24 protein-coding genes are annotated in these 26,797 nt (G+C 71.4%); 11 read left to right on the forward strand and 13 right to left on the reverse strand.

Features of this window, described 5'->3' with window-relative positions:
* Window positions 1-131: 131 nt before the first annotated feature.
* From ACIP63_RS22510 to ACIP63_RS22540, 7 genes are all read right to left on the reverse strand, one after another.
* Entirely contained in the window at window positions 132-917 is a 786-nt protein-coding gene (locus tag ACIP63_RS22510; protein ID WP_362941515.1) for an ABC transporter ATP-binding protein, read from the reverse strand.
* A complete protein-coding gene (locus tag ACIP63_RS22515) occupies window positions 910-1,839 on the reverse strand; it encodes an ABC transporter permease (protein WP_362941512.1) in 930 nt (309 codons plus the stop codon). The genes ACIP63_RS22510 and ACIP63_RS22515 overlap by 8 nt, the downstream gene beginning before the upstream one ends.
* A gap of 109 nt (window positions 1,840-1,948) precedes the next feature.
* On the reverse strand, window positions 1,949-2,821 hold the full coding sequence (locus tag ACIP63_RS22520; protein ID WP_362941509.1) for a glycosyltransferase family 2 protein: 873 nt from the start codon (window positions 2,819-2,821) through the stop codon (window positions 1,949-1,951).
* 8 nt (window positions 2,822-2,829) lie between these two features.
* A complete protein-coding gene (locus ACIP63_RS22525; protein WP_401518344.1) occupies window positions 2,830-3,609 on the reverse strand; it encodes a CDP-alcohol phosphatidyltransferase family protein in 780 nt (259 codons plus the stop codon).
* Window positions 3,587-4,648: an iron-containing alcohol dehydrogenase family protein gene (locus tag ACIP63_RS22530; RefSeq protein WP_401518347.1), complete on the reverse strand. Its 1,062-nt coding sequence runs from the start codon at window positions 4,646-4,648 to the stop codon at window positions 3,587-3,589. The genes ACIP63_RS22525 and ACIP63_RS22530 overlap by 23 nt, the downstream gene beginning before the upstream one ends.
* Window positions 4,636-5,373 carry a sugar phosphate nucleotidyltransferase gene (locus ACIP63_RS22535; protein WP_401518348.1) on the reverse strand — a complete coding sequence of 246 codons (738 nt, stop codon included), beginning with the start codon at window positions 5,371-5,373 and terminating at the stop codon, window positions 4,636-4,638. Before ACIP63_RS22535 ends, ACIP63_RS22530 begins: the two co-directional genes overlap by 13 nt.
* Window positions 5,370-7,124, reverse strand: a complete 1,755-nt coding sequence (locus ACIP63_RS22540) for a DUF5941 domain-containing protein (RefSeq protein WP_401518351.1) — start codon at window positions 7,122-7,124, stop codon at window positions 5,370-5,372. The genes ACIP63_RS22535 and ACIP63_RS22540 overlap by 4 nt, the downstream gene beginning before the upstream one ends.
* A gap of 306 nt (window positions 7,125-7,430) precedes the next feature.
* Here ACIP63_RS22540 and galE point away from each other — a divergent pair, with 306 nt between their 5' ends.
* The 4 genes from galE to idi all read left to right on the forward strand — a co-directional run bounded on the left by galE (window position 7,431) and on the right by idi (window position 11,532).
* Window positions 7,431-8,417 carry a UDP-glucose 4-epimerase GalE gene (galE, locus tag ACIP63_RS22545; protein WP_401518353.1) on the forward strand — a complete coding sequence of 329 codons (987 nt, stop codon included), beginning with the start codon at window positions 7,431-7,433 and terminating at the stop codon, window positions 8,415-8,417.
* A gap of 174 nt (window positions 8,418-8,591) precedes the next feature.
* Window positions 8,592-9,533, forward strand: coding sequence for a cation diffusion facilitator family transporter (locus ACIP63_RS22550; protein WP_401518356.1), 942 nt, complete (start codon window positions 8,592-8,594; stop codon window positions 9,531-9,533).
* A 199-nt stretch (window positions 9,534-9,732) separates the two neighbouring features.
* Window positions 9,733-10,791 (forward strand): GNAT family N-acetyltransferase, encoded by a 1,059-nt coding sequence (locus ACIP63_RS22555; RefSeq protein ID WP_401518358.1) that lies wholly within the window; start codon window positions 9,733-9,735, stop codon window positions 10,789-10,791.
* Between the two features lie 147 nt (window positions 10,792-10,938).
* A complete protein-coding gene (idi, locus tag ACIP63_RS22560) occupies window positions 10,939-11,532 on the forward strand; it encodes an isopentenyl-diphosphate Delta-isomerase (RefSeq protein ID WP_401518361.1) in 594 nt (197 codons plus the stop codon).
* 24 nt (window positions 11,533-11,556) lie between these two features.
* On the opposite strand, the gene ACIP63_RS22565 is transcribed toward idi, so the two are convergent.
* Window positions 11,557-12,012 (reverse strand): ATP-binding protein, encoded by a 456-nt coding sequence (locus ACIP63_RS22565; RefSeq protein WP_376374950.1) that lies wholly within the window; start codon window positions 12,010-12,012, stop codon window positions 11,557-11,559.
* 264 nt (window positions 12,013-12,276) lie between these two features.
* Here ACIP63_RS22565 and ACIP63_RS22570 point away from each other — a divergent pair, with 264 nt between their 5' ends.
* Entirely contained in the window at window positions 12,277-13,077 is an 801-nt protein-coding gene (locus tag ACIP63_RS22570) for an enoyl-CoA hydratase/isomerase family protein (protein WP_401518364.1), read from the forward strand.
* On the opposite strand, the gene ACIP63_RS22575 is transcribed toward ACIP63_RS22570, so the two are convergent.
* Both ACIP63_RS22575 and ACIP63_RS22580 read right to left on the reverse strand, forming a co-directional pair.
* Entirely contained in the window at window positions 13,064-13,699 is a 636-nt protein-coding gene (locus ACIP63_RS22575) for a DJ-1/PfpI family protein (protein WP_401518367.1), read from the reverse strand. The two genes, ACIP63_RS22570 and ACIP63_RS22575, sit on opposite strands and share 14 nt — an antisense overlap.
* Before the next feature lie 38 nt (window positions 13,700-13,737).
* Window positions 13,738-14,694 (reverse strand): GlxA family transcriptional regulator, encoded by a 957-nt coding sequence (locus ACIP63_RS22580; protein ID WP_401518368.1) that lies wholly within the window; start codon window positions 14,692-14,694, stop codon window positions 13,738-13,740.
* A 123-nt stretch (window positions 14,695-14,817) separates the two neighbouring features.
* Here ACIP63_RS22580 and ACIP63_RS22585 point away from each other — a divergent pair, with 123 nt between their 5' ends.
* The 4 genes from ACIP63_RS22585 (at window position 14,818) to ACIP63_RS22600 (ending at window position 20,039) form a co-directional block, all read left to right on the forward strand.
* The gene (locus ACIP63_RS22585; protein ID WP_401518371.1) at window positions 14,818-15,681 is read left to right on the forward strand and encodes a hypothetical protein; all 864 of its coding nucleotides are present in this window, start codon (window positions 14,818-14,820) and stop codon (window positions 15,679-15,681) included.
* Window positions 15,682-15,748: 67 nt separating this feature from the next.
* Complete coding sequence (locus ACIP63_RS22590) at window positions 15,749-15,880, forward strand: LPFR motif small protein (protein WP_356715874.1); 132 nt, start codon at window positions 15,749-15,751, stop codon at window positions 15,878-15,880.
* A gap of 157 nt (window positions 15,881-16,037) precedes the next feature.
* Window positions 16,038-18,485, forward strand: coding sequence for a Tex family protein (locus ACIP63_RS22595; protein ID WP_401518374.1), 2,448 nt, complete (start codon window positions 16,038-16,040; stop codon window positions 18,483-18,485).
* A gap of 249 nt (window positions 18,486-18,734) precedes the next feature.
* Window positions 18,735-20,039, forward strand: coding sequence for a pectate lyase (locus ACIP63_RS22600; RefSeq protein ID WP_401518377.1), 1,305 nt, complete (start codon window positions 18,735-18,737; stop codon window positions 20,037-20,039).
* Between the two features lie 57 nt (window positions 20,040-20,096).
* Here ACIP63_RS22600 and ACIP63_RS22605 read toward each other — a convergent pair whose 3' ends face one another.
* Window positions 20,097-21,737, reverse strand: coding sequence for an ABC-F family ATP-binding cassette domain-containing protein (locus tag ACIP63_RS22605; protein WP_401518380.1), 1,641 nt, complete (start codon window positions 21,735-21,737; stop codon window positions 20,097-20,099).
* A 108-nt stretch (window positions 21,738-21,845) separates the two neighbouring features.
* On the opposite strand from ACIP63_RS22605, the gene ACIP63_RS22610 reads away from it, so the two are divergent.
* Window positions 21,846-22,778, forward strand: a complete 933-nt coding sequence (locus ACIP63_RS22610) for an FAD-dependent oxidoreductase (protein ID WP_401519533.1) — start codon at window positions 21,846-21,848, stop codon at window positions 22,776-22,778.
* A 12-nt stretch (window positions 22,779-22,790) separates the two neighbouring features.
* Here the strand turns inward: ACIP63_RS22610 and ACIP63_RS22615 are convergent, their stop codons facing one another.
* Complete coding sequence (locus ACIP63_RS22615; RefSeq protein ID WP_401518383.1) at window positions 22,791-24,530, reverse strand: BCCT family transporter; 1,740 nt, start codon at window positions 24,528-24,530, stop codon at window positions 22,791-22,793.
* Window positions 24,531-24,762: 232 nt separating this feature from the next.
* Between ACIP63_RS22615 and ACIP63_RS22620 the strand changes: the two genes are divergently transcribed.
* Complete coding sequence (locus ACIP63_RS22620; RefSeq protein ID WP_401518386.1) at window positions 24,763-25,812, forward strand: LacI family DNA-binding transcriptional regulator; 1,050 nt, start codon at window positions 24,763-24,765, stop codon at window positions 25,810-25,812.
* Here ACIP63_RS22620 and ACIP63_RS22625 read toward each other — a convergent pair.
* The gene (locus tag ACIP63_RS22625; protein ID WP_401518388.1) at window positions 25,775-26,668 is read right to left on the reverse strand and encodes an oxygenase MpaB family protein; all 894 of its coding nucleotides are present in this window, start codon (window positions 26,666-26,668) and stop codon (window positions 25,775-25,777) included. The genes ACIP63_RS22620 and ACIP63_RS22625 overlap by 38 nt on opposite strands.
* Window positions 26,669-26,797 lie beyond the last annotated feature (129 nt).

A 26,797-nucleotide genomic window follows, 5' to 3' on the forward strand; every position in this document is an offset into this window, starting at 1 on the left:
GGCAATTGACGTCATCCGCCGGGAGGAGATCCACCCGGGACGCCTACGGCCCCGCGGGTCCTCCAGCGCGGGCCCGCACACCGCGGGGCCCCCGCCGCTTCGCTCCGGCGGGGGCCACACGTACGCGACGGTTACTTGCCCGTCTCCCGCTCGTAGGCCTTCAGCACCTCTTCGGTGGGGCCGTCCATCAGGAGCTCGCCCTTCTCCAGCCACAGGACCCGGTCGCAGGTGTCCCTGATGGTCTTGTTGTTGTGGCTGACCAGGAAGACGGTGCCGGCCTCCTTGCGCAGCTCGCGGATCCGTTCCTCGGAGCGGACGCGGAACTTGCGGTCACCGGTGGCCAGCGCCTCGTCGATCATGAGGACGTCGTGGTTCTTGGCGGCCGCGATCGAGAAGCGCAGCCTGGCCGCCATGCCGGACGAGTACGTCCGCATGGGCAACGTGATGAAGTCGCCCTTCTCGTTGATCCCGGAGAAGTCCACGATGTCCTTGTAGCGCGCGCGGATCTCCTCGCGGCTCATGCCCATCGCGAGACCGCCGAGCACGACGTTGCGCTCACCGGTCAGGTCGCTCATCAGAGCCGCGTTGACACCGAGCAGCGAAGGCTGGCCGTCGGTGTACACCTTGCCGTGCTCCGTCGGCAGCAGGCCGGCGATGGCCCGCAGCAGGGTGGACTTGCCGGAACCGTTGGTACCGATGAGACCGATGGCCTGGCCGCGGTAGGCGGTGAAGGAGACACCCCGCACCGCGTGCACCTTGCGCACGCCGCGCGGTTCGCCCTTGCCCCGGCGCATGATCCGGCTCAGTGCCGCGGTGGCGCTTCCCTTGCCGCCACCTGTGCCGTTGACCCGGTACACGATGTGCACGTCGTCCGCGATCACGGTGGGGATGTGTCCCTGGGACTTTTCCTCAGCCACGGCCGTACCGTTCCTCTGCCTTCCAGAAGTACACGAAGCCCACGACGCCCACCACGAGCGCCCAGGCGAGCCCGACGGCCCAGACGTGCTGCGGCAGGTTCTCCGAGCCGTAGCCGTCGATCAGTGCGAAGCGGACCAGGTCCATGTAGATGGCCGCCGGGTTGTACTGCAGCACGTCGGCGATCCACTGCGGCTTGTCCGCCAGCATTACGGGAATCGAGAACATGACGCCCGAGGCGTACATCCAGGTACGCATCACGAACGGCATCAGCTGGGCGAGGTCCGGAGTCTTGCTGCCCAGCCGTGCCATGACGAGCGCCAGGCCGGTGTTGAAGAGAAACTGCATGGCCAGCGCCGGGACGACGAGCAGCCAGGAGAGCGCCGGGTAGCTGCCGAAGCCCACCGCCACGGCCACCAGCACGATCATCGAGTACAGCAGCTGCTGGAGCTGCTGGAGCGAGAACGAGACGGGCAGCGACGCCCGGGGGAAGTGCAGCGCCCTGACCAGGCCGAGGTTCCCCGAGATGGAGCGCACCCCCGCCATGACCGAGCTCTGGGTGAAGGTGAAGACGAAGACACCGGTCACCAGGAACGGGATGAAGACCTCCTGGGTCATCCCCTTCCGGGTGCCCAGGATCAGCCCGAAGATCAGGAAGTAGACCAGGGCGTTCAGCAGCGGCGTGGCGACCTGCCAGAGCTGGCCGAGCTTGGCCTGGCTGTACTGCGCGGTCAGCTTCGCCCTCGAGAACGCCAGGATGAAATGCCGACGGCCCCAGAGCTGCCGGATGTACGCGAACAGCCCTGGCCGGGCGCCGCTCACCGTCAAGCCGTACTTGTCGGCCAGCTGGGACGCGCTCAGTCCCTCGTCGGCGGACGGCGGGCTGCTCAGCGCAATCCCGCCGTCATGGGTCGTGTCACTCACAGTTAAGAACTCTCGTCTTCACGATGCGCGGCCGGTCGCGGGCGCGGCCGAGGCGGACAGGTTCCCCGTACGGAATGAATACGGTTCATGGTCTCAGAGGAAGAGCCTCTCAGATCACCGGTGGCCGGCCCAGCCTGGTCAGCCGCCATACCGTACGCCACCTCATGGGGCGCCGGGGCCCGCAGGGCTTGGTCCAGCCTTCCCGGAAACCCCCGAACCACGCCTTCAGGGCGGGCAGGGAGGGCCTGCGGACCAGCGTGAGGAGCAGCCAGACCCCGACGTAGAGGGGGACCAGCGGTGCGGGCAGGTTGCGGCGGGCGAGCCAGACGCGGTTCCGGGCCACCATGCGGTGGTAGACCGCGTGCCGCGAGGGAGCGGTCGTGGGGTGGTTGAGCACCATGTCCGAGCGGTACTCGATCATCCAGCCGGCGTCCAGGGCCCGCCAGGCGAGGTCGGTCTCCTCGTGCGCGTAGAAGAACTCGGCGGGGAGGGGGCCCGCCTCGGCGATCACCTGGCTCCGCACGGCGTTCGCGCCGCCGAGGAACGTCGTGACGCGGGAGGAGCGCATCGGGTCCGAGGCACGCAGCCTCGGCACGTGCCGCCGCTGGGTGACGCCGGTGTCGGGGTCGGCGATGCGGAAGGTGACGATTCCCAGCTTCGGGTCCGCCTCGAACGCCTGCCGGCAGAGCTCGGCGGTGTCGGTGTTCGGCAGATGCCCGTCGTCGTCGAGGAAGAGCAGGGCGTCCACGTCGGCTCCGGACGGGCCGAACGCCTCGATGCCGACGTTGCGGCCGCCGGGGATCCCCAGATTCTCGGGCAGCTCGACGGTCCGTACGCCCGGGGGGACGTCCGGGACCGGAGCGCCGTTGCCGACGACGACCACCTCGATCCGGTCGCCGTCCTGCTTGGCGACCGAATCGAGAAGGGCGCGCAGTTCGTCGGGGCGGTTGCCCATGGTGATGATGACCGCGCCGAGTTTCATGGGTGAGCTCACTTCAGCCTGCTGGACGCCAGGATCGACACCAGGTGCAGGACGGTCTGGAGAAGGGCGATGCCGGCCAGCACGGCGACCGCGAGGCGGCTGAAGAAGAGGTCGTCCCTGACCGTGTCGAGGACGGCGACGACCAGGATGACCAGCGACGCCTCGATGCCGAGGATCAGCCGGTGGAACTTGAGCGCGCCGGCGGCCCGTCGGGCGAACGCCATACCGGAGGAGCGCGGCTCGGAAGCGGCTTCCTTGACGGGCGGCAGTCCGCCCTGGTGACGGGCCACGCCGACGAGGTCGGTCTCCGCCTTGATCAGGATGGCGCCCAGCGCGGCGAGCGTGCCCAGGAAGGCCCACAGCCAGTCGATGCGTCCCGGGCCCCACAGATCGGCGGCGCGCAGGCCGAAGCCGACCAGCACCGCCGCGTCGCACAGATAGGCGGCCACCCGGTCCAGGTAGACCCCGCCCAGCGAGTACTGCTTCTTCCAGCGGGCCACCTCGCCGTCGACACAGTCGAACAGCAGGTAGAGCTGGACCGCGACCACGCCGAGCAGGGCCCCGGGGATGCCCGGGACCAGCAGGGCGGGCGCCGCGAGGACACCGGCGACGGTCATCACGTAGGTCAGCTGGTTGGGCGTGATCTTGGTGTTGACGATGTGCCGGTCGATGCGCAGGGAGATCTCGCGCATGTAGAGCCGCCCCGCCCAGTGCTCGCCACTGCGCCGGTCCTTCACGCCCGGAGGGTGCACGACCGGACGGAGTTCAGCTATGGATGGCTTTTGCATAGTCGGCGTACGCGTCCCTGATCTGGTCGGTGGACAAGTTGAGGTGTTCCAGGATCGTGAAGCGTCCCGGGCGCGTCTGCGGGGCGTAGTCGACCGCCCGCACGAATTCTTCGGGGGTGAAGCCGATCTCGTCCGGCAGCACCGGCAGCCCGTGACGCCGCAGTACGGACGCCATGAGCAGCGACTCCTCGTGGGCGCCCCGCAGGTGCATGGCGAAGCAGGCGCCGAGGCCGACCTGCTCGCCGTGGCTGGCCGCGCGCTTCGGGTACAGCAGGTCGAAGGCGTGGTTGATCTCGTGGCATCCGCCCGAGGCCGGACGCGAGTCCCCCGCGATCGACATCGAGATGCCGGTCAGGACGAGGCCCTCGGCCAGCACCTTGAGGAAGGCGTCGTCGCCGATCCCGCCGGGGTGGCGCAGCACGGCCTCGCCGGCCTGGCGGGCCATGGCGGCCGCGAGCCCGTCGATGTCCTCGCCCCTGACCTCGTGGGCGAGCTCCCAGTCGGCGACGCACGAGATGTTGGAGACCGCGTCTCCGATGCCCGAGCGCACGTAGCGTGCGGGCGCCTCGCGGATCACGTCGAGGTCGATGACGACGGCGATCGGCGTGGGGACCCCGTAGGAGCCCCGTCCGTTGTCGTTGTCCAGGGTCGCGACCGGGGAGCAGAGCCCGTCGTGGGACAGGTTCGTCGCGACGGCGACCATGGGCATGCCCACACGCGCCGCGGCGTACTTCGCCACGTCGATGATCTTGCCGCCGCCGAGGCCGACCACGGCGTCGTAGCGGTTGCCCTTGATGCCGTCGGCCAGCCGCACCGCGGAGTCGATCGTGCCGTCGGCGACCGGGTACCAGTCGGCCCCCGGCAGCACCGGGGCCAGCCTCTCGCGCAGGGCGCGCCCGGAGCCTCCGCTGATCGCGATGGCGAGCTTGCCCGAGGCGGAGATCCGCTGGTCGGCGAGGAGACCGGCCAGATCGTCCATCGCGCCGCGCCGGATGTCGACGACGACCGGGGACGGGATGAGGCGGGTCAGTACCGGCACGCGATCTCCCTGCCGCGGGCGAGGTCGTCGTGGTTGTCGATCTCCACCCAGGTCACCTCGCCGATGGGCGCGACGTCGACGGTGAAGCCGCGGTTCACGAGCTCCTGGTAGCCGTCCTCGTAGTAGAGGTCGGGATCGCGCTCGAAGGTGGTCCTCAGCGCGTCGGCGAGCTCCTCGGCCGCCTCGGGCTCGATCAGTGTGACGCCGATGTACTCGCCGGTCGCGGTGGCCGGGTCCATCAGCTTGGTGATCCGGCGGACGCCCTTGCCGTCCTCGGTGATGACCTTCATCTCCTCGTCGGCGAGGGTCTTCACCGTGTCGAGGGCGAGGATGATCTTCTGGCCCCTGCCGCGTGCGTCCAGGAGGGTCTTCTCGACGGAGACGGGGTGCACGGTGTCGCCGTTGGCGAGGATGACGCCCTGCTTCAGGACCTCACGCGCGCACCAGAGGGAGTAGGCGTTGTTCCACTCCTCGGCCTTGTCGTTGTCGATGAGCGTCAGCGTCACGCCGTACTTCGCCTCGAACTCGGCCTTGCGGGCGTAGACCGCCTCCTTGCGGTAACCGACGACGACCGCGACCTCGGTGAGTCCGACCTCGGCGAAGTTGGCCAGTGTCAGGTCCAGGACCGTCTTCTCGCCGTCCACCGGCACCAGGGCCTTGGGCAGCGTGTCCGTGTACGGACGCAGACGGCGTCCGGCACCGGCAGCCAGTACGAGGCCGATCATGCGAGTTCTCCTTCGTCGTGTACGGCGGGGGCCGAGGAGGACACCCAGAAGCGGATGGACTCCACGAGCACCACCAGAGCCACGGCGGCCGCGAACGCGGTGAGAGCCGTGGTGAAACCTGAACCGGAGGTCAGTACGGCAGCGAGTACGGCCACGACCAGGGTCCGGCCCTCGTGCCCGCCGATGGTGCGCACCAGCCACTGGGGCGGCGCTCCGGTGCCGCCCCGGATGCGGTACACCGTGTCGTAGTGATGGTAGGCGACGGCCGAAACCAGGCCGAATGCCGCGGGAACGGCGTGCGGTACGTCACTGCGGGCGGCCAGCACCAGGACCGTGCAGTATTCGGCGGCCCGGAAGAACGGGGGGACGAGCCAGTCGAGCGCGCCCTTGAGCGGCCGGGAGACGGCCAGCCCCGAGAGGGCCGCGTACACCGCGGCGGCGCCCACGGTCAGCCAGCCGCCGTAGGGGGCGAACAGCGCCGCGGCGACCATGACCACGGCTCCGGCGAACGCCAGGAGCGGGGCCGTGAAGCCGCCGCCCGGACGCCGGAGCACGGCGGCGACGGCCTGGGCGGCCGGGCCGGAGTCGGCCAGCTCGGCCAGCGCCCGGGCGGCCCGGTCGGTGCGCTTCGCCTTGCGGGTCAGCGAGCGGAGCAGCCGGCCGGCGGTGGTGTAGCAGGCGGCCAGGGCACAGCCGATGAGCAGGGCGTAGAAGACGATCCGGGGCGTGGTCACAGCGGTGAGGACGGCGATCATGGCCCAGCGTTCGCCGATGGGCAGCACTATCATCCGGCGCAGCCAGACCGTCCAGCCGACGCTGTCGAGCTTGTCGGAGAGCGCGGCGGTGGGGCTCGTGTTGGAGACCGCGTCGTGGTTGGCCTCGTTGAACGAGAAGTCGACGACATGGCGGCAGGCCTGGAGCACCATCGCGCCGAGCGCGAGGACCCATACGTCGTCGCCGCCCCGGGCGGCGCCGAGGGCGAGCCCCGCGTAGTACGCGTACTCCTTGGCCCGGTCGAAGGTGGCGTCCAGCCAGGCGCCCATCGTCGAGTACTGGAGCGAGTAGCGGGCGAGCTGCCCGTCGGTGCAGTCCAGGACGAAGGAGAGGAGCAGGAGCACTCCGGCCGCGACATAGCCGCCGCGGGTGCCGGTCGCCGCGCTGCCGGCCGCGATGAGCGCGGTGATCAGCGAGGCGGTGGTGACCTGGTTCGGGGTGAGGCCCCGGCGGGCGCACCAGCGGGCGATGTAGCGGGAGTACGGGCTGATGAAGAACGTGGTGAAGAAGCCGTCGTGGGCCTTGACCGCGCTGCGCAGCCGTACGGCTTCGTCGTCGACGGCGGAGACGGCGGCCTGCGCGGCGCTCCGCTCCCCGGGTCCGGTGGGCACGGAGGCGGTGAGGGAACCGAGTTCGGGGCGCTGCACCGCGGTGCCCTCCGCGTCCAGCGCGACGGCCAGCCGGCCGGGCACGGTGCGGTCCTCGGCGACGGGTTCGGCGCCGGGGGGCGCGACGGGGCTCCCCGCGCCGACGGCGGCCACGGCCCGCTGGAGGGCACGGAGCAGCGCGGGGCGGGCCTCGGGCTGCGCGGTGAGCGCTCCGGGGATCGACGCGGCGACGAAGCGGGGGTCGGTGAGTCCGAGCCTGAGCGCGTGGACATGGCCGACGAAGCGGGGGTCCACGAGCGCGACGCGCCTGCTCGCGGGGACTGCGGCGAGCAGGTCGGCGGCCTCGGAGGCGTCGGCTGCGGCAGTCACGTCGAAGCCGAGTGACCGCAGATCGTCCTCGAGCGACGATCCGGGTACCGGCGCACCGGTGAGGATGGCGGTCGACAGACGAACTCACTCCTTGGCACTGAACGGGAACGGCGCGCGGACAAGCGGCCCGGGGGTGGGCCGGTGGCGCGTCGGCTGAGGCTATCGGATGAACGGAAGACCGAGTTCACCGCCCGTTCGTGCTCCGTTCGGCCGAATCGGCCATCATGCGGCGCCGTTCGCGATCATCATCGTCGATCAAGGCCTCGCCCCACAAACCGCGTCGGGGGAACGCATAAGCTGACCCGCATGACGTGGTTGATCACTGGCGGGGCCGGTTACATCGGGGCACATGTGGTGAAGGCCATGATAGGGGCCGGGGAACAGGTCGTCGTGCTCGACGACCTCTCGACCGGCATAGAGGCACGGCTGCCCGCGGACGTCACGCTCGTGCGGGGGTCGGCCTCGGACCGCGAGGTCCTCGACGGGGTCCTGACGGAACACGCCGTCACGGGTGTGGTACATCTCGCGGCGAAGAAGCAGGTCGGCGAGTCCGTCGAGAAGCCGCTGCTCTACTACCGGGAGAACGTGGCCGGGCTCGGAGTGCTGCTGGAGGCCGTGGTCGCGGCCGGTGTACCGCGCTTCCTCCTCTCCTCGTCGGCGGCGGTGTACGGCGTCCCGGACGTGGAGCTCATCACGGAGGAGACGCCGTGCGCGCCGATCAATCCGTACGGCGAGACCAAGCTCGCCGGGGAGTGGCTGGTGCGCGCGACGGGCCGGGCCCACGGCATCTCGACGGCCTGCCTGCGCTACTTCAACGTGGCGGGGTCCGCCGAGCCCGAGCTGTCCGACACGGGTGTCTTCAACGTCGTACCGATGTTCTTCGACCGGCTGACGCGGGGCGAGGCGCCGCGGGTCTTCGGTGACGACTATCCGACGCCGGACGGCACCTGTGTACGCGACTACATCCATGTCGCCGATCTGGCGGAGGCGCACCTCGCGGTCGCCAGGCACCTGGACAGGACCTCGGACGGCGGAGACCTCACCGTGAACATCGGCCGGGGCGAGGGCGTGTCCGTGCGCCGTCTCGCCGAGCTGGTGGGCGAGGTCACCGGCCTGCGTACGGAGCCGGTGGTCGACCCGCGCAGGCCCGGGGACGCGGCCCGGGCGGTCGCGTCCGCGGCGCGGATGACCGGGGAGCTGGGCTGGACGGCACGCCGGGACGTGCGCGAGATGGTGGAGTCGGCCTGGGAGGGCTGGTGCCTGCGCCACCCCGGGGCCCGCGCCGCGCAGTGAGGGCCCAGGCCCCGGCGACACTCTGACCTGCGATCGTTTCCGCAGGTCAGAGCTCATGACAACGGTGTTCAGTGCCGTGTTGCCCCCTACCCCGCCCCCGTAGTTCACTGGCCGCATCGGGCGAGGCGCGTCAGACGTGTCCGAGGGACACGACGGCTGTACGGAGGCGTTCACATGGGGGCTGGCCACGATCACGGACACACGCACGGAGGGCCGCCCCCGACCGGGACGGCCGCCGCCGCGTACCGGGGCCGGCTCCGGGTCGCCCTGGGCATCACGCTCGGCGTCATGGTCCTGGAGATCGTCGGCGGGCTGCTCGCGAACTCGCTCGCCCTGATCGCGGACGCGGCCCATATGGCCACCGACGCGCTGGGGCTGGGGATGGCCCTGCTGGCCATCCACTTCGCCAACAGGCCCGCGGGCCCCAACCGCACCTTCGGTTTCGCCCGCGCCGAGATCCTCGCCGCGCTGGCCAACTGTGTGCTGCTCCTCGGCGTCGGCGGCTACCTGGTCTTCGAGGCGGTCGAGCGCTTCATCACTCCGGCCGGGACCAGGGGCGGCCTGGCCATCGCGTTCGCCGCTGTCGGCCTGGTCGCCAACGTCGTCTCCCTGTCCCTGCTGATGCGCGGGCAGCGGGACAGCCTCAACGTCCGGGGTGCCTATCTGGAGGTCGTCGCCGACACGCTCGGCTCGGTGACGGTGCTGGTGGCGGCGGGCGTCATCATGGCCACCGGCTGGCAGGCCGCCGACCCCATCGCCTCGCTGCTGATCGGTCTGATGATCGTCCCCCGTACGGTGAAACTCCTGCGGGAGACGCTCGACGTACTGCTGGAGTCGGCGCCCAAGGGGGTCGACATGGACGAGGTACGCGCCCACATCACGGCCCTGCCCGGTGTGCTGGACGTCCATGACCTGCACGCCTGGACGATCACCTCGGGCATGCCCGTCCTCTCCGCCCACGTGGTGGTGCACCAGGAGATGCTGGACTCGATCGGTCACGAGAAGCTCCTGCACGACCTCCAGAGCTGCCTCGGCAGCCACTTCGACGTCGAGCACTGCACCTTCCAGCTGGAGCCCAGCGGTCACCAGGAGCACGAGGCACGGCTCTGCCACTGACAGCCGCTCCGGCGCCCGGTGCTAGGGTCGGCGGGTCCGGAACCCGTGAGAGAGAAGGAGCTGAGGTCGATGACTGTCGCGACGACGGCTGCCCGGCGCAGCGAACGGTCCTCCCTCATCGTCTCCCGGGTCACCGGCTGACCGCTCGGCTCTTCATACGCCGCGTCGGCCGGGGCCCTCTCACCCAAGGGTTCCCACCTTGACCGACCACACGTACAACGCTTTCCCCGAACGGCGTCACCGGCTGCTCCCGCGGGACCCCGGTTCGGACGCCACCACACTGCGGCTGCTCGCCATGGCGGGCCCGCTGCCGGACCGTCCGCGCGTCCTCGACCTGGGCTGCGGCCCGGGCGGGGCCGCTCTGCTGCTCGCCGCCGAGGCGGGCGCCCGGGTGACGGCGGTCGATCCGCACCAGCCGTTCCTCGACGAGCTCTCCGCAGCCGCCGGCGAGCGCGGGCTCGGTGACCGGATCCGTACGGTCCGGGCGGACACGGCCGGCCTCGCCGGGGCCTGCCTCGCCGACGGGTCCTACGACCTGGTCTGGGCCGAGGGTTCGGCGTACGTCACCGGGTTCGACACCGCGCTGCGGGACTGGCGGCGGCTGCTCGCGCCCGGCGGCTCGATCGTGATCACCGGGCGCGGCCGGACCACCGGCTCGTCGTCGGCTGCCGTGGCGGCGGGCTTCCATGTGCTCGGGGTGCCGACGGGTCCCGGCAGCGACCGGGACGGCTATGTGCTGCGCCCCTTCGATCCCCGCTGGAGGACACGTCCCGAGACGCCGGCGGACCGCGCCGCGGTCCACCGGGTCGTGGCTGCGGCCTTCCCGACCCGGGACGAGGCCGATCTGGTCGACGCCCTGCGCACCGACCCCGGTGCCTGGATGCCCGGCCTGTCGTACGTCGCCGAGGCTCCGGACGGTTCCGTTGCGGCCCACGCCCTGCTGACCCGGTGCCGTGTGGGGGACGCCCCGGCGCTCGCGCTGGCGCCCGTGGCGACCTCTCCCGAACACCAGCGCGGCGGTGCCGGGCGTGCGGTGGTCCGGGCGGTGCTGGACGCCGCACGGCTGCGGGGCGAGTCACTCGTCCTGGTGCTCGGGCATCCGGAGTACTACCCCGCCTTCGGATTCGTCACGGCGTCGCGGTTCGGCATCCGGCCGGGCTTCGAGGTTCCCGACGAGGCGATGATGGCGCTGGTCCTCGACGATTCCGTACCGGTGCCGAAGGGAATGATCCACTACCCGGCGGCCTTCGGAGTCTGACGCCGTGTCCGTCCCGCCGCGCCCTCGGGGCGGGGCGGGGCGGACATGCCAGCACCCGAAGTGCGGACAAGCGGCTTTTGTACGGCAGACTTGACCGCACTCGAGGGGTCCGGCGCACGAGGCCGGGAACCAAAGCGAAGGATGGGTATGCCGACCACACCAGCAACCGCGGCGAACAGCTCGTCGAACGGCACAGCAGACGCGATCATGCTCGAACTGGTCGATGAGAACGGCACCACCATCGGCACGGCGGAGAAGCTCGCCGCTCACCAGGCCCCCGGCCAGCTGCACCGGGCGTTCTCCGTCTTCCTCTTCGACGAGCAGGGGCGGCTGCTGCTGCAGCGCCGTGCGCTCGGCAAGTACCACTCCCCCGGCGTGTGGTCGAACACCTGCTGCGGCCACCCGTACCCGGGAGAGGCGCCGTTCGCGGCGGCCGCCCGGCGTACGTACGAGGAGCTGGGGGTCTCGCCCTCGCTGCTCGCCGCGGCGGGCACGGTCCGCTACAACCACCCCGACCCCATGTCGGGTCTGGTGGAGCAGGAGTTCAACCACCTGTTCGTCGGCATGGTGCAGGAGCGCCTGCGGCCGGACGAGGAGGAGGTCGGCGAGACGGCCTTCGTGACCGCCGGTGAGCTGGCGGAGCGGCACGCCGCCGCGCCGTTCTCGGCGTGGTTCATGACCGTGCTGGATGCCGCCCGGCCCGCGATCAGGGAGCTGACGGGACCGTCCGCGGGCTGGTGAAGCCGCTCACGGCGCCGGGGGCGGTCAGAGCTGCGTCTTGAGTGGCAGCGCCGCCCAGATGATCTTGCCGCCGCCCGCGGTGTGCTCCACGTCGCAGGTGCCACCCGCCTCGGCGGTGATCTCACGCACCAGGAGCAGCCCGCGGCCACCGGTCTGCGCGTAGTCGGTGACCAGCGCCGTGGGGCGGTAGGGGTGGTTGTCCTCGACGGAGACCCTGATCCACTCCGCGCCGATGGCCACCTCGACGGCCAGCTCGGGCGAGAGCAGCGCCGCGTGCCGGACCGCGTTGGTGACCAGTTCCGACACGATCAGCAGCAGCCCCTGGAGGATGTCGTCCTCGACGGGTACGCCCTGCCGGTCGAGCAGGTCCCGGACGGCGTGCCGCGCCTGCGGCACCGAGACGTCGACGGCGGGGGCTGTGAAGCGCCACACCCCCTCGTACGGCACGGGATGGGCCGGAACACTCCCACGGCTCTCCATGGACCGCCACCCGCTCTCGATTCGCATGTCGCTGACTATCGAGTAATGAGTGTCGGGAAGAGCGTGGTCCGGACTGCAGCTCTGACCACAAGTGCTCACTTCTGTAAGCAATTTGACCGAGTGAGTATGACAGCGTCAGGTGATTGGACTACTTCTCGCCCTTTTCGGGCGTCATCTGGTCCGTCACCGGACTGACGCCCCGTCGCCCGCCGTTGCCGGCGGCCGCCGCTCACGGATTCGGGCCGCACGGATAACATCCGGCGCATGGACCTCAGGGAGCAGGCGGTTCGGACGGAGCCGCGACTGGAGCACACGGTCGTGGACGGCGTCGCCACCGTCGTCATCAGCAACCCCGCCAAGCGCAACGCCATGAGCGCGGAGATGTGGCAGGCGCTCCCGGTGCTGCTGGAGGGGCTGGCCGCCGACCCCGGCGTGCGGGTCCTCGTGCTCACCGGCGCCGGTGACACCTTCTGCGCGGGTGCGGACATCGCGTCCCTCCAGGACCCCCGCGGGCGGCCGCAGGCACTCGCCGTCCGGGCCGAGGAGGCCCTGGCGGCCTTCCCCCGGCCCACGCTGGCCGCCGTACGCGGGTACTGCGTGGGCGGCGGCAGCCAGCTGGCCGCCGCCTGCGATCTGCGGTTCGCCGAGGAGGGCGCTTCCTTCGGCGTCACCCCGGCCAAGCTCGGGATCGTCTACCCCTCCTCGTCCACACGCCGGCTGGTCGCGCTGGTCGGCCCGGCCGCCGCGAAGTTCCTGCTGTTCTCCGGGGAGCTGATCGGGACGGAACGGGCCCTGCGCACGGGGCTGGTGGACGAGGTACTGCCGGAGGGCGGGCTGGCGGCCCGGGTCTCCGCGTTCGCGCGGGTCCTCGCCTCGCGTTCACAGCTGACCCAGGCCGCGGCGAAGGAGTTCGCCGACGGCCGCGAGGACCGGGACGCGTACTGGGCGCGGCAGGCACGAGGCAGCGGCGACACCGCCGAGGGGGTCGCCGCCTTCCTGGAGCGCCGCGCTCCCCGTTTCACCTGGACGACGGGGGAAGCCGGAGCCGCGCCTACGTCAGGATGAAGCGGCTCCTCGCCCGCCACTCCTCGACCATGGCCACCGGGGCCTTGGCGGGCGAACCGCAGTCGTAGGGCGGCTGGGGGTCGTACTCGGTCAGCAGCTGGACGGTCCGGGCGTGGTCGTCACCCGCGATCCTGCCGAGCAGGGTCAGGCCCATGTCGATGCCGGAGGAGACACCGGCGGCGGTGACGTACTTCCCGTCCGTCACCACCCGCTCGTCCGTCGGCTCGGCCCCGAAGGTCTTCAGGACGTCGAGGGCCAGCCAGTGCGAGGTGGCACGCCGGCCGGTGAGCAGCCCGGCCGCGGCGAGCAGCAGGGAGCCCGTGCAGACCGAGGTCGTCCAGGTGCTGGTGGCATCCGCGGTCCGCAGCCAGCCGAGCAACGCCTCGTTCTCCATCTGGCCGCTCTGCCCGGGCCCTCCCGGCACGATCACCACATCGGGAGCGGGCACGTCGGCGAGAGCCCGGTCGGCGACGAGCGAGAGGCTGCCGCTGTCGTTGCGCACGGGCCCGGGCCGCTCGGCGACGAAGACCGTCTCGGCGCCGGGGGCCCGGCTGAGCATCTCGTAGGGGCCTGCTGCGTCGAGCGCGGTGAAGCGGTCGAAGAGCACGATGGCGATCCGCATGGTGTTCCTTCCGTCGGTGCCGTGATGGTCGGGGCGTGTCAGGCGGGCTGGGACCGGAAGCGGCGCCGGTATTCGGCGGGCGCGGTCCCGAGTGCCTTGACGAAGGCGCGCCGCATCGCTTCCGGAGTGCCGTAACCGCTGGCCCGGGAGATCCCGGTGACGCCGTCGGTCGTGTCCTCCAGCAGCCGGCGGGCCTGTTCGAGGCGGACGCGCTCGACGTACCGGCCGGGGGTGAGCCCCGTCTCGGCCTGGAAGGCGCGGGCGAAGTGGCGCGGCGAGAGCCGCGCGCGTTCCGCGAGTGCCTCCACGGAGAGGTCGGCGTCCGGGTGCTCGGAGATCCAGTGCTGGAGCTCGCGGAGGGGTTCACGGACGGCGGTCTGGGCGGTGAGCTGGGCGCTGAACTGCGCCTGGTTGCCGGGGCGCCGCAGGAACACGACGAGATGGCGGGCGACGGTGAGCGCCACGTCCCGGCCGTGTTCCTCCTCGACCAGGGCGAGCGCGAGGTCGATGCCGGCGGTGACGCCGGCGGAGGTCGCCAGCCGTCCGTCGCGTACGAAGATCGGGTCCGGGTCCACACGCACCGCCGGGTACGTCCGGGCGAGCGTCTCGCAGACGGACCAGTGGGTGGTCACCCGGTGGCCGTCGAGCTGGCCCGCCTCGGCGAGGAGGAGGGCGCCGGTGCACACCGACACCAGTTGCCGGGCCCGGGGGCCGTGGGCGCGGATCCAGTCGACCAGCTCCGGGGCGGGTGTCCTCGTCCCCGCGCCTCCCGGCACGAGGAGCAGATCGGGCGCCGGGGCGTCCGCGAGTGTGCCGTCGGGGACGAGGGTGAGGCCGCTGGAGCAGCGGACCGGGGCTCCGTCCAGCGAGGCGGTGCGCAGGTCGTACGAGACGCCGGGGAAGCGGGAGGCGCCGGCGAAGACCTCCATGGGGCCGCTCACGTCGAGGCTCTGAACGCCCTCGAAGAGGACGACGAGTACGGATCGCTGCTTCATGCCCCTCATCCTGGGCGGACGGCCCGATGGCCGCAATGACGAATTTCCCACCTTTCCTGCCACGAGTGCCTCACGGCCGCCCCGGCCCTGTTCCACGTACCAACCAGTCGGTAACGTGCGGGCATGAGTACTCTTCCGCCACGTGCCGGACGCCGCTGCCACAACGCGCTCAATCCGATGCACTCCTGTGTCTACTTCTCCCCCGACCTCGGCAAGGAGTTCGGGGAGCTCGGCATCGACAACGAGAGCCGGGTCTACTTCGCCGCGCGCGGCGCCGCCCTGGGTGCGGTCGGAGCGGGTGCGGTCACCGCGACCTTCTACAACTTCAACCACGAGCTGGTGGGCCGCCATCTGCCGGCCGTCTGGTCGGACATCACCCCGCAGGCGGCACTCGACGCCCGCCTGCGGGCCGCCGACTCGACCCTGCGCCGGGTGCTCGGCGAGGAGACCCTCGCGTCCCCGGAGATGGCGGAGGCGGCCCGCCTGGCCCTCACGGCCGCCGAGGCCTGCACCCGCCACGCCCGGCCCCTGTACGCCGCGCACGCGGATCTGGAGGTGCCGGAGCAGCCGCACCTTGCCTACTGGCACGCGACGACGCTGCTGCGCGAGCACCGCGGCGACGGGCACCTGGCCGCCCTCCTGACCGCCGGTCTCGATCCCGTCGAGGCCCTGGTGAGCCACACCGCCACCGGCAAGGGCATGGCGCCGCGCTGGATCCTCGCCACCCGCGGCTGGCGGCGCACCGACTGGGACGCGGCGGTGGAGCGGCTGCGTGAGCGGGGTGTCCTGGACGCGGCGGGCGAGCTGACCGAGGCGGGCACCACGCTCAGGGCGGACCTGGAGGAGGCGACCGACCGGATGGACTCCGCGCCGTACGAACACCTGGGCGCCGACGGCGTGGAGAGGCTCACCGAGCTGGGCCGGGGATTCCTGTTCGCCGCGGCCTCGGCGGGCGCTTTCCCGGAAGACCTGGTCGGCAAGGGCTGAGCCCGTACACGTTTACGAGGCGGGGAACCGGCCAGGCGGCAGAGACACCCTACGAAGGAGGCACACCGTGTTCCGTGCGATCGCAAACGCTCTGAGTACCGTCGGCTCGGCCATCGCCACCGTGGTGACTCTGCCCTTCCGCCTCCTGGCGAGCCTCTTCGGCGGCGCCTCGCGCAGCGGCAGGACCCGGCGCGCGTAGCCGGTCCTTCGGCAGGACGCCGGGGCCGTGATCGAGCAGGTCACGCGACACGGCCCCCGGCCACCCGGCACAATGCAGGCGAAGGGGCCCACCGGGTGTGGAGCACCCCAGTGGCACAGCCAGCACAGCCAGTACGAGAAGGCGAGTCGGGAAAACCGTGACGACGTCCATCGAAGGCAGGATCGCCGAGGAGCTCGGCGTACGTGAGCGTCAGGTGAAGGCGGCCGTCGACCTGCTCGACGGCGGGTCGACCGTGCCGTTCATCGCGCGCTACCGCAAGGAAGCGACCGAGATGCTCGACGATGCGCAACTGCGCACGCTCGAGGAGAGGCTGAGGTACCTGCGAGAACTCGAGGACCGCCGTACGGCGGTCCTCGAGTCCGTCCGTGAGCAGGGCAAGCTCGACGCCGCCCTGGAAGCGCGGATCCGGGCGGCCGACACCAAGGCGCGCCTGGAGGACATCTATCTGCCCTTCAAGCCGAAGCGCCGGACGAAGGCACAGATCGCACGCGAGGCCGGCCTGGAGCCCCTCGCCGACGGGCTGCTCGGCGACCCGTCCGTGGACCCGCTCGTCGCCGCCGCGGCGTTCGTCGACGCCGAGAAGGGGGTGGCGGACCCGGCTGCGGCGCTGGAGGGCGCCCGGGCGGTCCTGGCCGAGCGTTTCTCGGAGGACGCCGATCTGACCGGCGAACTGCGCGAACGCATGTGGTCGCGCGGCAGGGTCGTCGCGAAGGTGCGGGACGGCAAGGAGGAGGCGGGCGCGAAGTTCGCCGACTACTTCGACTTCGCCGAACCCTTCACGGCGCTGCCCTCGCACCGCGTCCTCGCGATGCTCCGGGGCGAGAAGGAGGACGTGCTCGACCTGGTCCTGGAGCCGGAGGAGCCGTCGGAGCAGCCCGGCCCCTCCTCGTACGAGAACATGATCGCCCGCCGGTTCGGGGTCGCGGACCGCGGCCGGCCGGGGGACAAATGGCTGGGCGACACGGTCCGCTGGGCCTGGCGGACCCGGATCCTCGTGCACCTGGGGATCGACCTGCGGCTCCGGCTGCGCACCGCGGCGGAGGACGAGGCCGTGCGCGTCTTCGCGTCGAACCTGCGCGATCTGCTGCTCGCCGCCCCGGCCGGCACCCGGGCGACGCTGGGGCTCGACCCCGGATTCCGTACGGGTGTGAAGGTCGCCGTCGTGGACGCGACCGGCAAGGTCGTCGCGACGGACGTCATCCACCCGCACGTGCCGGCGAACAAGTGGGACCAGTCGCTCGCCACGCTGGAGCGCCTCGCCAGGGAGCACCAGGTCGACCTGATCGCGATCGGGAACGGAACCGCGTCCCGCGAGACCGACAAGCTCGCGGGTGAACTGTGCGACAGGCACCCGGAGCTGAAGCTCACCAAGGTGATGGTCTCGGAGGCGGGCGCCTCCGTGTACTCGGCGTCGGCCTTCGCCTCGCAGGAACTCCCGGACATGGACGTGTCGTTGCGCGGAGCGGTCTCGATCGCGCGCCGGCTCCAGGACCCGCTGGCCGAGCTGGTGAAGATCGACCCGAAGTCGATCGGCGTCGGCCAGTACCAGCACGACCTGTCCGAGGTGAAGCTGTCGCGCTCCCTGGACGCCGTGGTCGAGGACTGTGTGAACGGCGTCGGCGTCGACGTCAACACGGCATCGGCGCCGCTGCTTTCGCGGGTGTCGGGCATCGGCTCCGGGCTGGCCGAGAACATCGTGGCCCACCGGGACACGAACGGCCCGTTCCGCTCCCGCCGGGCGCTCAAGGACGTGGCACGGCTGGGCCCGAAGGCGTACGAGCAGTGCGCGGGCTTCCTCCGGATCCGGGGCGGGGACGACCCGCTGGACGCGTCGAGCGTGCACCCCGAGGCGTACCCCGTGGTGCGGACGATGGTGAAGCGTACGGGCGGCGACGTGGCCTCGCTGATCGGCAGCACCGAGGTCCTCCGGTCGTTGCGGCCGGACGATTTCGTGGACGAGAAGTTCGGTCTGCCGACGGTCACGGACATCCTCAGGGAGCTGGAGAAGCCGGGCCGGGACCCGCGGCCCGCCTTCCGGACGGCCACCTTCAAGGAGGGTGTGGAGAAGCTCGGGGACCTGGCTCCCGGGATGGTGCTGGAGGGTGTCGTCACGAACGTCGCGGCGTTCGGCGCGTTCGTGGACGTCGGTGTCCACCAGGACGGTCTCGTCCATGTGTCGGCGATGTCGCGGACGTTCGTCAAGGACCCGAGGGATGTCGTGAAGCCCGGCGACATCGTCAAGGTGAAGGTCATGGACGTCGACATCCCGCGCAAGCGCGTCTCCCTGACCCTGCGGCTCGACGACGAGGCCGGGGCGGACCGGAGCGGCGGACAGGGGCCGCGGCGCGAGAAGGGCGGCCAGGGCGGCGGGGAACGCCCGCCGCGCCAGCGGCAGGCGCAGGGCGGTGGCCAGGGGGCCCGCCAGGGCGGTGGCCAGGGCGGCGGCCAGGGCCGTGACCGGCGTGGGGGCGGTGGCCAGGGCGGCGCACCGCGTCCGGCGGCCGCGCCGGCCAACAGCGCGATGGCGGACGCGCTGCGGCGGGCCGGACTGGGCGGCTCCGACTCGGGCGGCCGCAAGCGCTGAGCCGGGACGCGGCGACGGGCGGGCAGGAACTTCTCCTGCCCGCCCGTCGCCGTTACTGATCGTCCGTCCCGCTGTATTGACCGCTACGGGTGAGTGACGTACGGTCACGGCGATTCATGTACGCGAACTCGGTTCACCATGCAGATTTCTGCACCGGAGCCGGGGGACGGCTTCACCACTGCGCCAACCACCGCACCACCCACCGTCAGGTGCCTGCGGAGAATACCGCGGGCGGTGAAAGGGATGCTCGTGAATACAGAGAATCAGCAGGTCAGAAGACGGGGCGGTCGAGCGGCCGCCACCCTCGTCGCCATCGTCTCACTGCTCGCCGCAGGACTCACCGCACTCTTCGCGACCGGCTCCGCCTCGGCAGCTCCCGCCGTCGGCTCGTACAGCCTGGCGAACGCCGCCAGCGGTCTGTGTCTGGGAGTGCCGAGCTCCAGCACCTCCGCCGGGACGCAGCTCGCGCAGAGCGCCTGCAACGGCGCCGCCGCACAGACCTGGAAGCTCACCGCCTCGGGCAGCGGCTACACCCTGGTCGCCGCGCACAGCGCCAAGTGCGCCGGGGTGCGGGACGCCTCCACGAGTGCCGGCAAGGCCGTGGAGCAGCAGAACTGCGGCGGTACGGCCACCCAGGTGTGGACCCTGACCGCGGTCAGCGGCAGCACCTACCGCGTCGTCAACAGCAACGGCGGCAAGTGCCTGAACGTGAAGGACAGCTCGACGGCGTCCGGCGCCCTGGTCCAGCAGAACTCCTGCGACTCGGTGAGCAGCAAGAACTGGACCTTCACCGCCGCGGGCACCGTTCCGACGGACCCGCCCACCGACCCGACGGACCCGCCGACCGAGCCGCCCACGGACCGGCCGTCGTGGCCGGCCGCCAACGGCAGCCAGGCCGTCTCGTCGACCATCGAGGTCTCGGGCACGTACGACGGGGGCATGAAGCGCCTGTACGGCAGCGGTGACCTGGGCAGCGGCGGTCAGGACGAGGACCAGCCGCCGATGATCAAGCTGGCGGACGGCGCCACCCTGCAGAACGTCATCCTGGGTGCCCCGGCCGCCGACGGTGTGCACTGCGCGGGCACCTGCACGATCAAGAACGTGTGGTGGGAGGACGTGGGCGAGGACGCCGCGACCTTCCGCGGCGGCTCCTCCTCGACGGTCCGCACGATCGACGGCGGCGGCGCGAAGCTGGCCGAGGACAAGGTGTTCCAGCACAACGGCGTCGGCACCCTGGTCGTGAAGAACTTCCAGGTGGACGACTTCGGCAAGCTGGTCCGTTCCTGCGGCAACTGCTCCACGCAGAACGCCCGGCACATCCAGCTCCAGAACATCTGGGCGACGGCCCCCGGCACGAGCCTGGTCGGCATCAACACGAACTACGGCGACACGGCCCGGATCTCGGACGTCACGATCTACGAGGACGGCGACCGTGACATGAAGATCTGCACCAAGTACAAGGGCACGACGAGCGGCGAGCCGAGCGAGATCGGCTCGGGCGCGGACGGCACGAACTGCATCTACTCCTCGTCCGAGATCAGCTACGTCGACTGAGGCACCGGTGTACCGGCCCCGCTCCTCCCGTACGACGGGACGGGCGGGGCCTTCGCGTCAGGCGGTCTCGGTGACCTTGCCGCCGGCGATCTCGACGCGGCGGGTCGTCCGGACGGCGTCGAGCATGCGCCGGTCGTGCGTGACCAGCAGCAGCGTCCCGGTGTACGCCTCCAGCGCGGACTCCAGCTGTTCGATCGCCGGCAGGTCCAGGTGGTTCGTCGGCTCGTCCAGTACGAGCAGGTTGACCCCCCTGCCCTGCAGGAGCGCGAGCCCCGCACGGGTGCGCTCGCCCGGGGAGAGGGTCGTGGCCGGCCTCAGCACATGGCCGGAGCGCAGACCGAACTTGGCGAGCAGGGTGCGCACCTCGGCGGGCTCGGTGTCGGGGACGGCCGCGCAGAAGGCGTCCAGCAGGCTCTCCGGGCCGTGGAACAGCTCGCGGGCCTGGTCGACCTCGCCCACCACGACGCCCGAGCCGAGCGAGGCGTGGCCCGCGTCGAGGGGGAGCCGTCCGAGGAGGGCGGCGAGCAGGGTGGACTTGCCCGCCCCGTTGGCCCCGGTGATGGCGACCCGGTCGGCCCAGTCGATCTGCAGGGTGGCCGGCCCGAAGGAGAAGTCCCCGCGGACGACGGCGGCGTCGCGGAGGGTGGCCACGACGGAGCCGGAGCGCGGTGCGGAGGCGATCTCCATCCGCAGCTCCCACTCCTTGCGGGGTTCCTCGACGACGTCGAGGCGCTCGATCATGCGCTGCGTCTGCTTGGCCTTGGCGGCCTGCTTCTCGCTGGCCTCGCTGCGGAACTTGCGGCCGATCTTGTCGTTGTCGGTGGCCTTGCGGCGGGCGTTCTTGACGCCCTTGTCCATCCAGCCCCGCTGCATCTGGGCGCGGCCCTCCAGCGCGGAGCGCTTGTCGGCGTACTCCTCGAACTCCTCGCGCGCGTGGGTGCGGGCGCGTTCGCGCTCCTCCAGGTAGGAGGCGTAACCGCCACCGTAGAGGTTGATCTCCTGCTGGGCGAGATCGAGTTCCAGGACCTTGGTGACCGTACGCATCAGGAACTCACGGTCGTGGCTGACGACGACGGTGCCGGCGCGCAGGCCTGACACGAAGCGCTCCAGGCGCTCCAGGCCGTCGAGGTCCAGGTCGTTGGTGGGCTCGTCGAGCAGGAAGACGTCGTAGCGCGACAGCAGCAGCGAGGCCAGGCCGGCGCGGGCGGCCTGGCCGCCGGAGAGCGCCGTCATCGGGAGGTCGAGACCGATGGTCAGACCGAGGTCTGCGGCGACCTCCTCAGCGCGTTCGTCCAGGTCGGCGCCACCGAGGGAGAGCCAGCGCTCCAGCGTCTCGGAGTACGCGTCGTCCGCGCCAGGCGCCCCGTCGACCAGTGCCTGGGTGGCGGCGTCCATGGCGGCCTGGGCGTCGGCGACCCCGGTACGGCGCGCGAGGAACTCCCGTACGGACTCACCCGCACGGCGCTCGGGCTCCTGCGGGAGGTGCCCGACGGTCGCGGTGGGCGGGGAGAGCCTCAGCTCGCCCTCCTCCGGCCGGTCGAGCCCCGCGAGCAGGCGGAGCAGCGAGGATTTGCCGGCTCCGTTGGCTCCGACGAGACCGATCACGTCGCCGGGCGCGACCACGAGGTCGAGTCCCGCGAAGAGTGTGCGGTCGCCGTGCCCGGCGGCGAGTTCCTTGGCGACGAGGGTGGCAGTCATCAGGGTGCTGATCCTAACCAACCGCGGGGGCCGGTTCTCCCGCCCTACGAGGGTGCGACCATGGCCCTTCCCGTCCTCGGCACACGCGAGGGCGGCACGGAGACGGGGGTGAGCACGGTGGCGGACGTGATCGTGGTGGGCGGCGGGGTCAGCGGGCTGACCACGGCGCTGCTGCTGGCGGAGCGCGGCCTGCGGGTGCGCGTCTGGTCCAGGGACCCGGCAGCGGCCACGACCTCGGCCGTGGCCGGTGCGCTCTGGTGGCCGTACCGGATCGAGCCCGAGGCTCTGGTGGGTGACTGGTCGCTCGAAACCCTCCGGGTCTACGAGGAGCTGGCCGCCGCCCCCGCCGAGACGGGCGTCCGCATGGTCGCCGGGGTGCACGGGGGCGAGCGCCTGGCCGCGCTCGGGCCGTGGGCCCGCCGCCTGGAGGGCGCGTCCGAGGTGCCGGAGGGGCTGCGGGTCACGCTTCCGCTGATCGACATGCCGGCCCATCTGAACTGGCTGGAGGGCCGGCTGTCCGCCGCGGGGGGCGTGGTCGAGCGGCGTACGGTGCGTGGCTTCGCGGAGGCGGCGGCCGAGGCGCGGGTGGTCGTCAACTGCACCGGGCTCGGCGCGCGCGACCTGGTTCCCGACCCCGGGGTCCGGCCGGTCCGAGGGCAGTTGGTGGTCGTGGAGAACCCGGGCATCGAGGAGTGGTTCACCGAGGCGGATCCGGCGTCGAGCGCGACGACGTATCTCTTCCCGCAGCCGGACGGGCTGGTGCTGGGAGGCACGGCCGAGACGGACGACGCGCGCACCGCGCCCGATCCGCGTACGGCCGCGGAGATCGTGGCGCGGTGCGCGCGGATACGGCCGGAGATCGCGGGGGCCCGGGTCCTCGGCCACCGGGTGGGGCTGCGGCCGGCCCGCGACGCGGGGGTGCGCATCGAGGCGGAGGAGCTGCCGGGCGGCGGACTGCTGGTGCACAACTACGGCCACGGCGGCGCCGGGGTGACGGTGGCCCGGGGCTGTGCGCGGGCTGCGGCCCAGCTGGTGGACTGAGCCGCGGTCCCGTCAGGCCGGTGGGTCGTGCTTGTGGCGTTCGTCGGTGGTGATCTCCGCGGTGCCGGGCCCGATCCGGATCTCGAAGTCCCCGTCGTACTTGGCGTGCCCCTCGATGACGGCGGACTCGACGGCCTCCACGCCGAACTCCCTGCGGACGATCATCGGGTCCTGGCGCAGGTCCCTCATGAGCGCGACGCACATCCCGATCATCACGATGGTGAAGGGGGCGGCCACCAGGATGGTCAGGTTCTGGAGGCCGGCCAGGGCGTCCCCCTGCCCGTCGCCGATGAGCAGCATGATCGCCGCGACGGCCCCGGTGACGACACCCCAGAAGATCACCACCCACTTCGCGGGTTCGAGGACGCCCTTCTGGGAGAGCGTCCCCATCACGATCGAGGCGGCGTCGGCGCCGGATACGAAGAAGATGCCGACCAGGATCATGACGAGGATGCTCATCACGGTGGCGATCGGGTATTCGTGGAGGACCCCGAAGAGCTGGGCCTCGGGGGTGTCACCGACGCCCCCGAGCTTTCCGTCCCTCTGCAGCTCGATCGCCGAGCCGCCGAAGACGGCGAACCAGATGAGGCTGACCGTGCTGGGCACCAGGATCACGCCGCCGACGAACTGCCGGATCGTGCGACCGCGGCTGATCCTCGCGATGAACATGCCGACGAAGGGCGTCCAGGAAATCCACCACGCCCAGTAGAAGACGGTCCAGCTGGCGAGCCAGTCGGCGACTTCGCCCTCTCCCGTCGCCTCGGTCCGGCCGGCGAGCTGGGCGAGGTCACCGAAGTACGCCGCGATCGAGGTGGGCAGCAGGTCCAGGATGATGATGGTGGGGCCGACGACGAACACGAAGATCACCAGGATCAGCGCGAGCACCATGTTGATGTTGGAGAGCCACTGGATGCCCTTCTCCACACCGGAGACCGCCGATGCGACGAAGGCGGCCGTCAGGACCGCGATGATCGCGACCAGCAGGCCGGTCCCGGTCTTCTCCATCCAGTTGAGCTCCTGGAAGCCGCTGCCGATCTGCAGGGCCCCGAGGCCCAGCGAGGCCGCGGAGCCGAAGAGCGTCGCGAAGATGGCGAGGATGTCGATGATGCGGCCCACGACCCCGTGGGAGTGCCGCTCGCCGATGAGCGGGATGAACACCGCGCTGATGGTCTGGCGCCGGTGCCGCCGGTAGGCGCTGTAGGCGATGGCCAGCCCGACGACCGCGTAGATCGCCCAGGGGTGGAGCGTCCAGTGGAAGAGGGTGGTCGCCATGGCCGTCTGCATGGCCTCGGCCGCGTCGGCGGGGTGCGTGCCCGGGGGCGGATTGACGAAATGGGCCAGCGGTTCGCTCACTCCGTAGAACATCAGGCCGATGCCCATGCCGGCGCTGAACATCATCGCGACCCAGGAGACCGTCTTGAATTCGGGCTTCTCCCCCTCCTGACCCAGCGAGATCTTCCCGTAGCGGCTGATCGCGAGCCAGAGGGCGAAGACCACGAAGCAGGAGGCCGCCAGCATGAAGGCCCAGCCGCCGTTGTGGATGAGTCCGGTGAGCAGTGTGCTGGAGACGTCCGTCAGCGAGTCGGTGGCCGTGGCGCCCCAGATCACGAAGGCGATGGTGAGCACTGCGGAGACGCCGAACACCACCCGGTCGGTCGTGGCACGGCGGCCGTGGTGCGGATCGGTGGGCAGATCGGCCGTTACCGGCAGATACTCCCCTCGCCCACCCGTTCTCTGCTCATCGTGTGACACAAATGGCACCTTTCACGCAATGCGAGTATTTCGCTCTCCGTAGGCAGTACCACACTCGGTGCGCGTCTTCCGGGATCCCCGAGCGGTACACGCGCGGCCGTTTCGGAGTGAACGGGTCCGCGTCTCCGGCATCGGCCGCCTCCGGCCGGGCCGATAGGCTGACGGCGTCCGTGCCCGAACCCTCCGGTCCCAGCCGTTCCCAGCCCCGGGCGCGCGTGTACGAGGAGCGACCTTGCCCGACCCGACCCCCGATCCGCACCGTGACGCCCGGCCCACCCTGGAGGCCGTGGCGGCCCGCGCCGGAGTGTCCAGGGCGACGGCGTCCCGCGTCGTCAACGGCGGCGCGGGCGTACGCCAGCCCCTGGTGGACCAGGTGCGCAAGGCGGTCGACGAGCTCGGCTACATCCCGAACCACGCGGCGCGGACACTGGTCACGCGGCGCAACGGCGCCGTCGCCGTGATCATCGACGAGCCCGAGTTCCGGATCTTCTCCGACCCCTTCTTCTCCCGCCAGATCCGCGGGATCAGCCGCGAGCTCAACGCCCACGACGCGCAGCTGGTCCTGCTCCTGGTGGAGGGCAGCGGCGACTTCGACCGGGTCACCCGCTACCTGGCCGGCGGTCACGTGGACGGCGTACTGGCCTTCTCCCTGCACACCGACGACGAACTGCCCGCGATCATCCGGCGGTTCCGCGTCCCGACGGTCTACGGGGGCCGCCCGGAACACTCGGCGGCGGGCGAGGACACGACGCAGGTGCCGTACGTCGACTGCGACAACCGGGGCGGTGCCCGCGAGGCCGTGCGTCATCTGGTCTCGCTCGGCCGGCGGCGCATCGCGCACATCGCCGGGCCCCGGGACCAGACGTCGGCGCTCGACCGGATCGACGGATACCACGACGTGCTGCCGGACGCGGGAGCGGAGCTCGTCGCGGACGGGGACTTCACCGCGGAGGGCGGAGCCCGGGCCATGTCGGACCTGCTGGACGCCCATCCGGATCTCGACGCCGTCTTCGTGTCCAACGATCTGATGGCGTCGGGTGCCCTGCGGGTGCTGCGCGAGCGGGGCGTCCGGGTGCCGGAGGACGTGGCCGTGGTCGGGTTCGACGACATGACCTCGGTCGCGGAGGCCTCCGTGCCCCCGCTGACGACGGTCCGTCAGGACGTGGAGGGCATGGGGAGGCTGATGGTGCGGCTGCTGATGGAGCGGCTGAACAGCGACACCGGGGCGTGGCCCGAGTCCGTGATCACCCCGACCGAACTGGTCCGCCGGGCCTCGGCCTGAGCCCTCCCCCGGCCCGCCACTCGGCCCGCGCCGACCTGGCGAGCGGCAGGTAGCGCAGCCGCTCCGGGAGCAGGGGCACGATCCGCCGCACCACGGCGCCGAAGCGCCGGAGGCGGCGCTCCTGGTCCGGGGTCCAGTCGAGCCCTATGGCCTCGCGGGCGTCCGGCGGCATCAGCCCGACGGTGATGAACCTGCGGAACCGCGCCAGCGGCGGGAGGAGCACCGGCCACAGCGCCTTCAGGACCACGCGCAGGGCGAGGGGCCCCCGGTCGGGCGGTGGCACGGGAGCGTCCGTGGCGACCAGTTCCCGTACGACGACGGTGGCCTCCACCTCGTCGGCCAGCATCGCGCGGTAGTACGGCCAGAACTCCTCGATCGTCTGCGGCATGTCCCGGTCGTGGATGCCGAGGATCCGGCCGACCTGGAGCCACTCCCCGTACAGGGCGCGTTCCTGCGCCTCGGTGAGCGGGCGGACCAGGTAGCGCGACGCGTGCTGGTAGACGGGGAAGCCCGTGGCGTGCACCCACGCGTAGTTCGCGGGGGTGAGCGCGTGGTAGCGGCGGCCGCGGGTGTCGGTCCCCTGGATCGTGCGGTGCAGCTTCCTGAGCCTGCGCCCCTCCTCGGCGGCGGCCTCTCCCCCGTACACCCAGAGCTGGAGCGAACTCAGGGACCGCTCGCCGCGCCCCCAGGGGTCCGTACGGAAGACCGAGTGGTCGTCGACGCCGGCGCCGACGGCCGGGTGGGCGACCTGGAGCGTGAGGGCGGCGGGCAGCATCAGCAGTCCCCGGATATCGCCCGCGAGGCTCCACAGGACGCCGCCGGGCGGGGGCGGTGCGGGCTCTCCTGCGCTGGTCATGCGGATGCTCCCAGAGGTCGGCGGGCGCTCGGGCGGCGCCCGGACCGTGTGTGTTCCAGTATGCGATCCCGCAGCAGTGTTGACGCGCCGCGTGAAACAAGTCAATAGTATTTGTAACTTTGACTCTCC

The organism is Streptomyces sp. NPDC088746 (genome assembly GCF_044751065.1).
Taxonomy (GTDB): domain Bacteria; phylum Actinomycetota; class Actinomycetes; order Streptomycetales; family Streptomycetaceae; genus Streptomyces.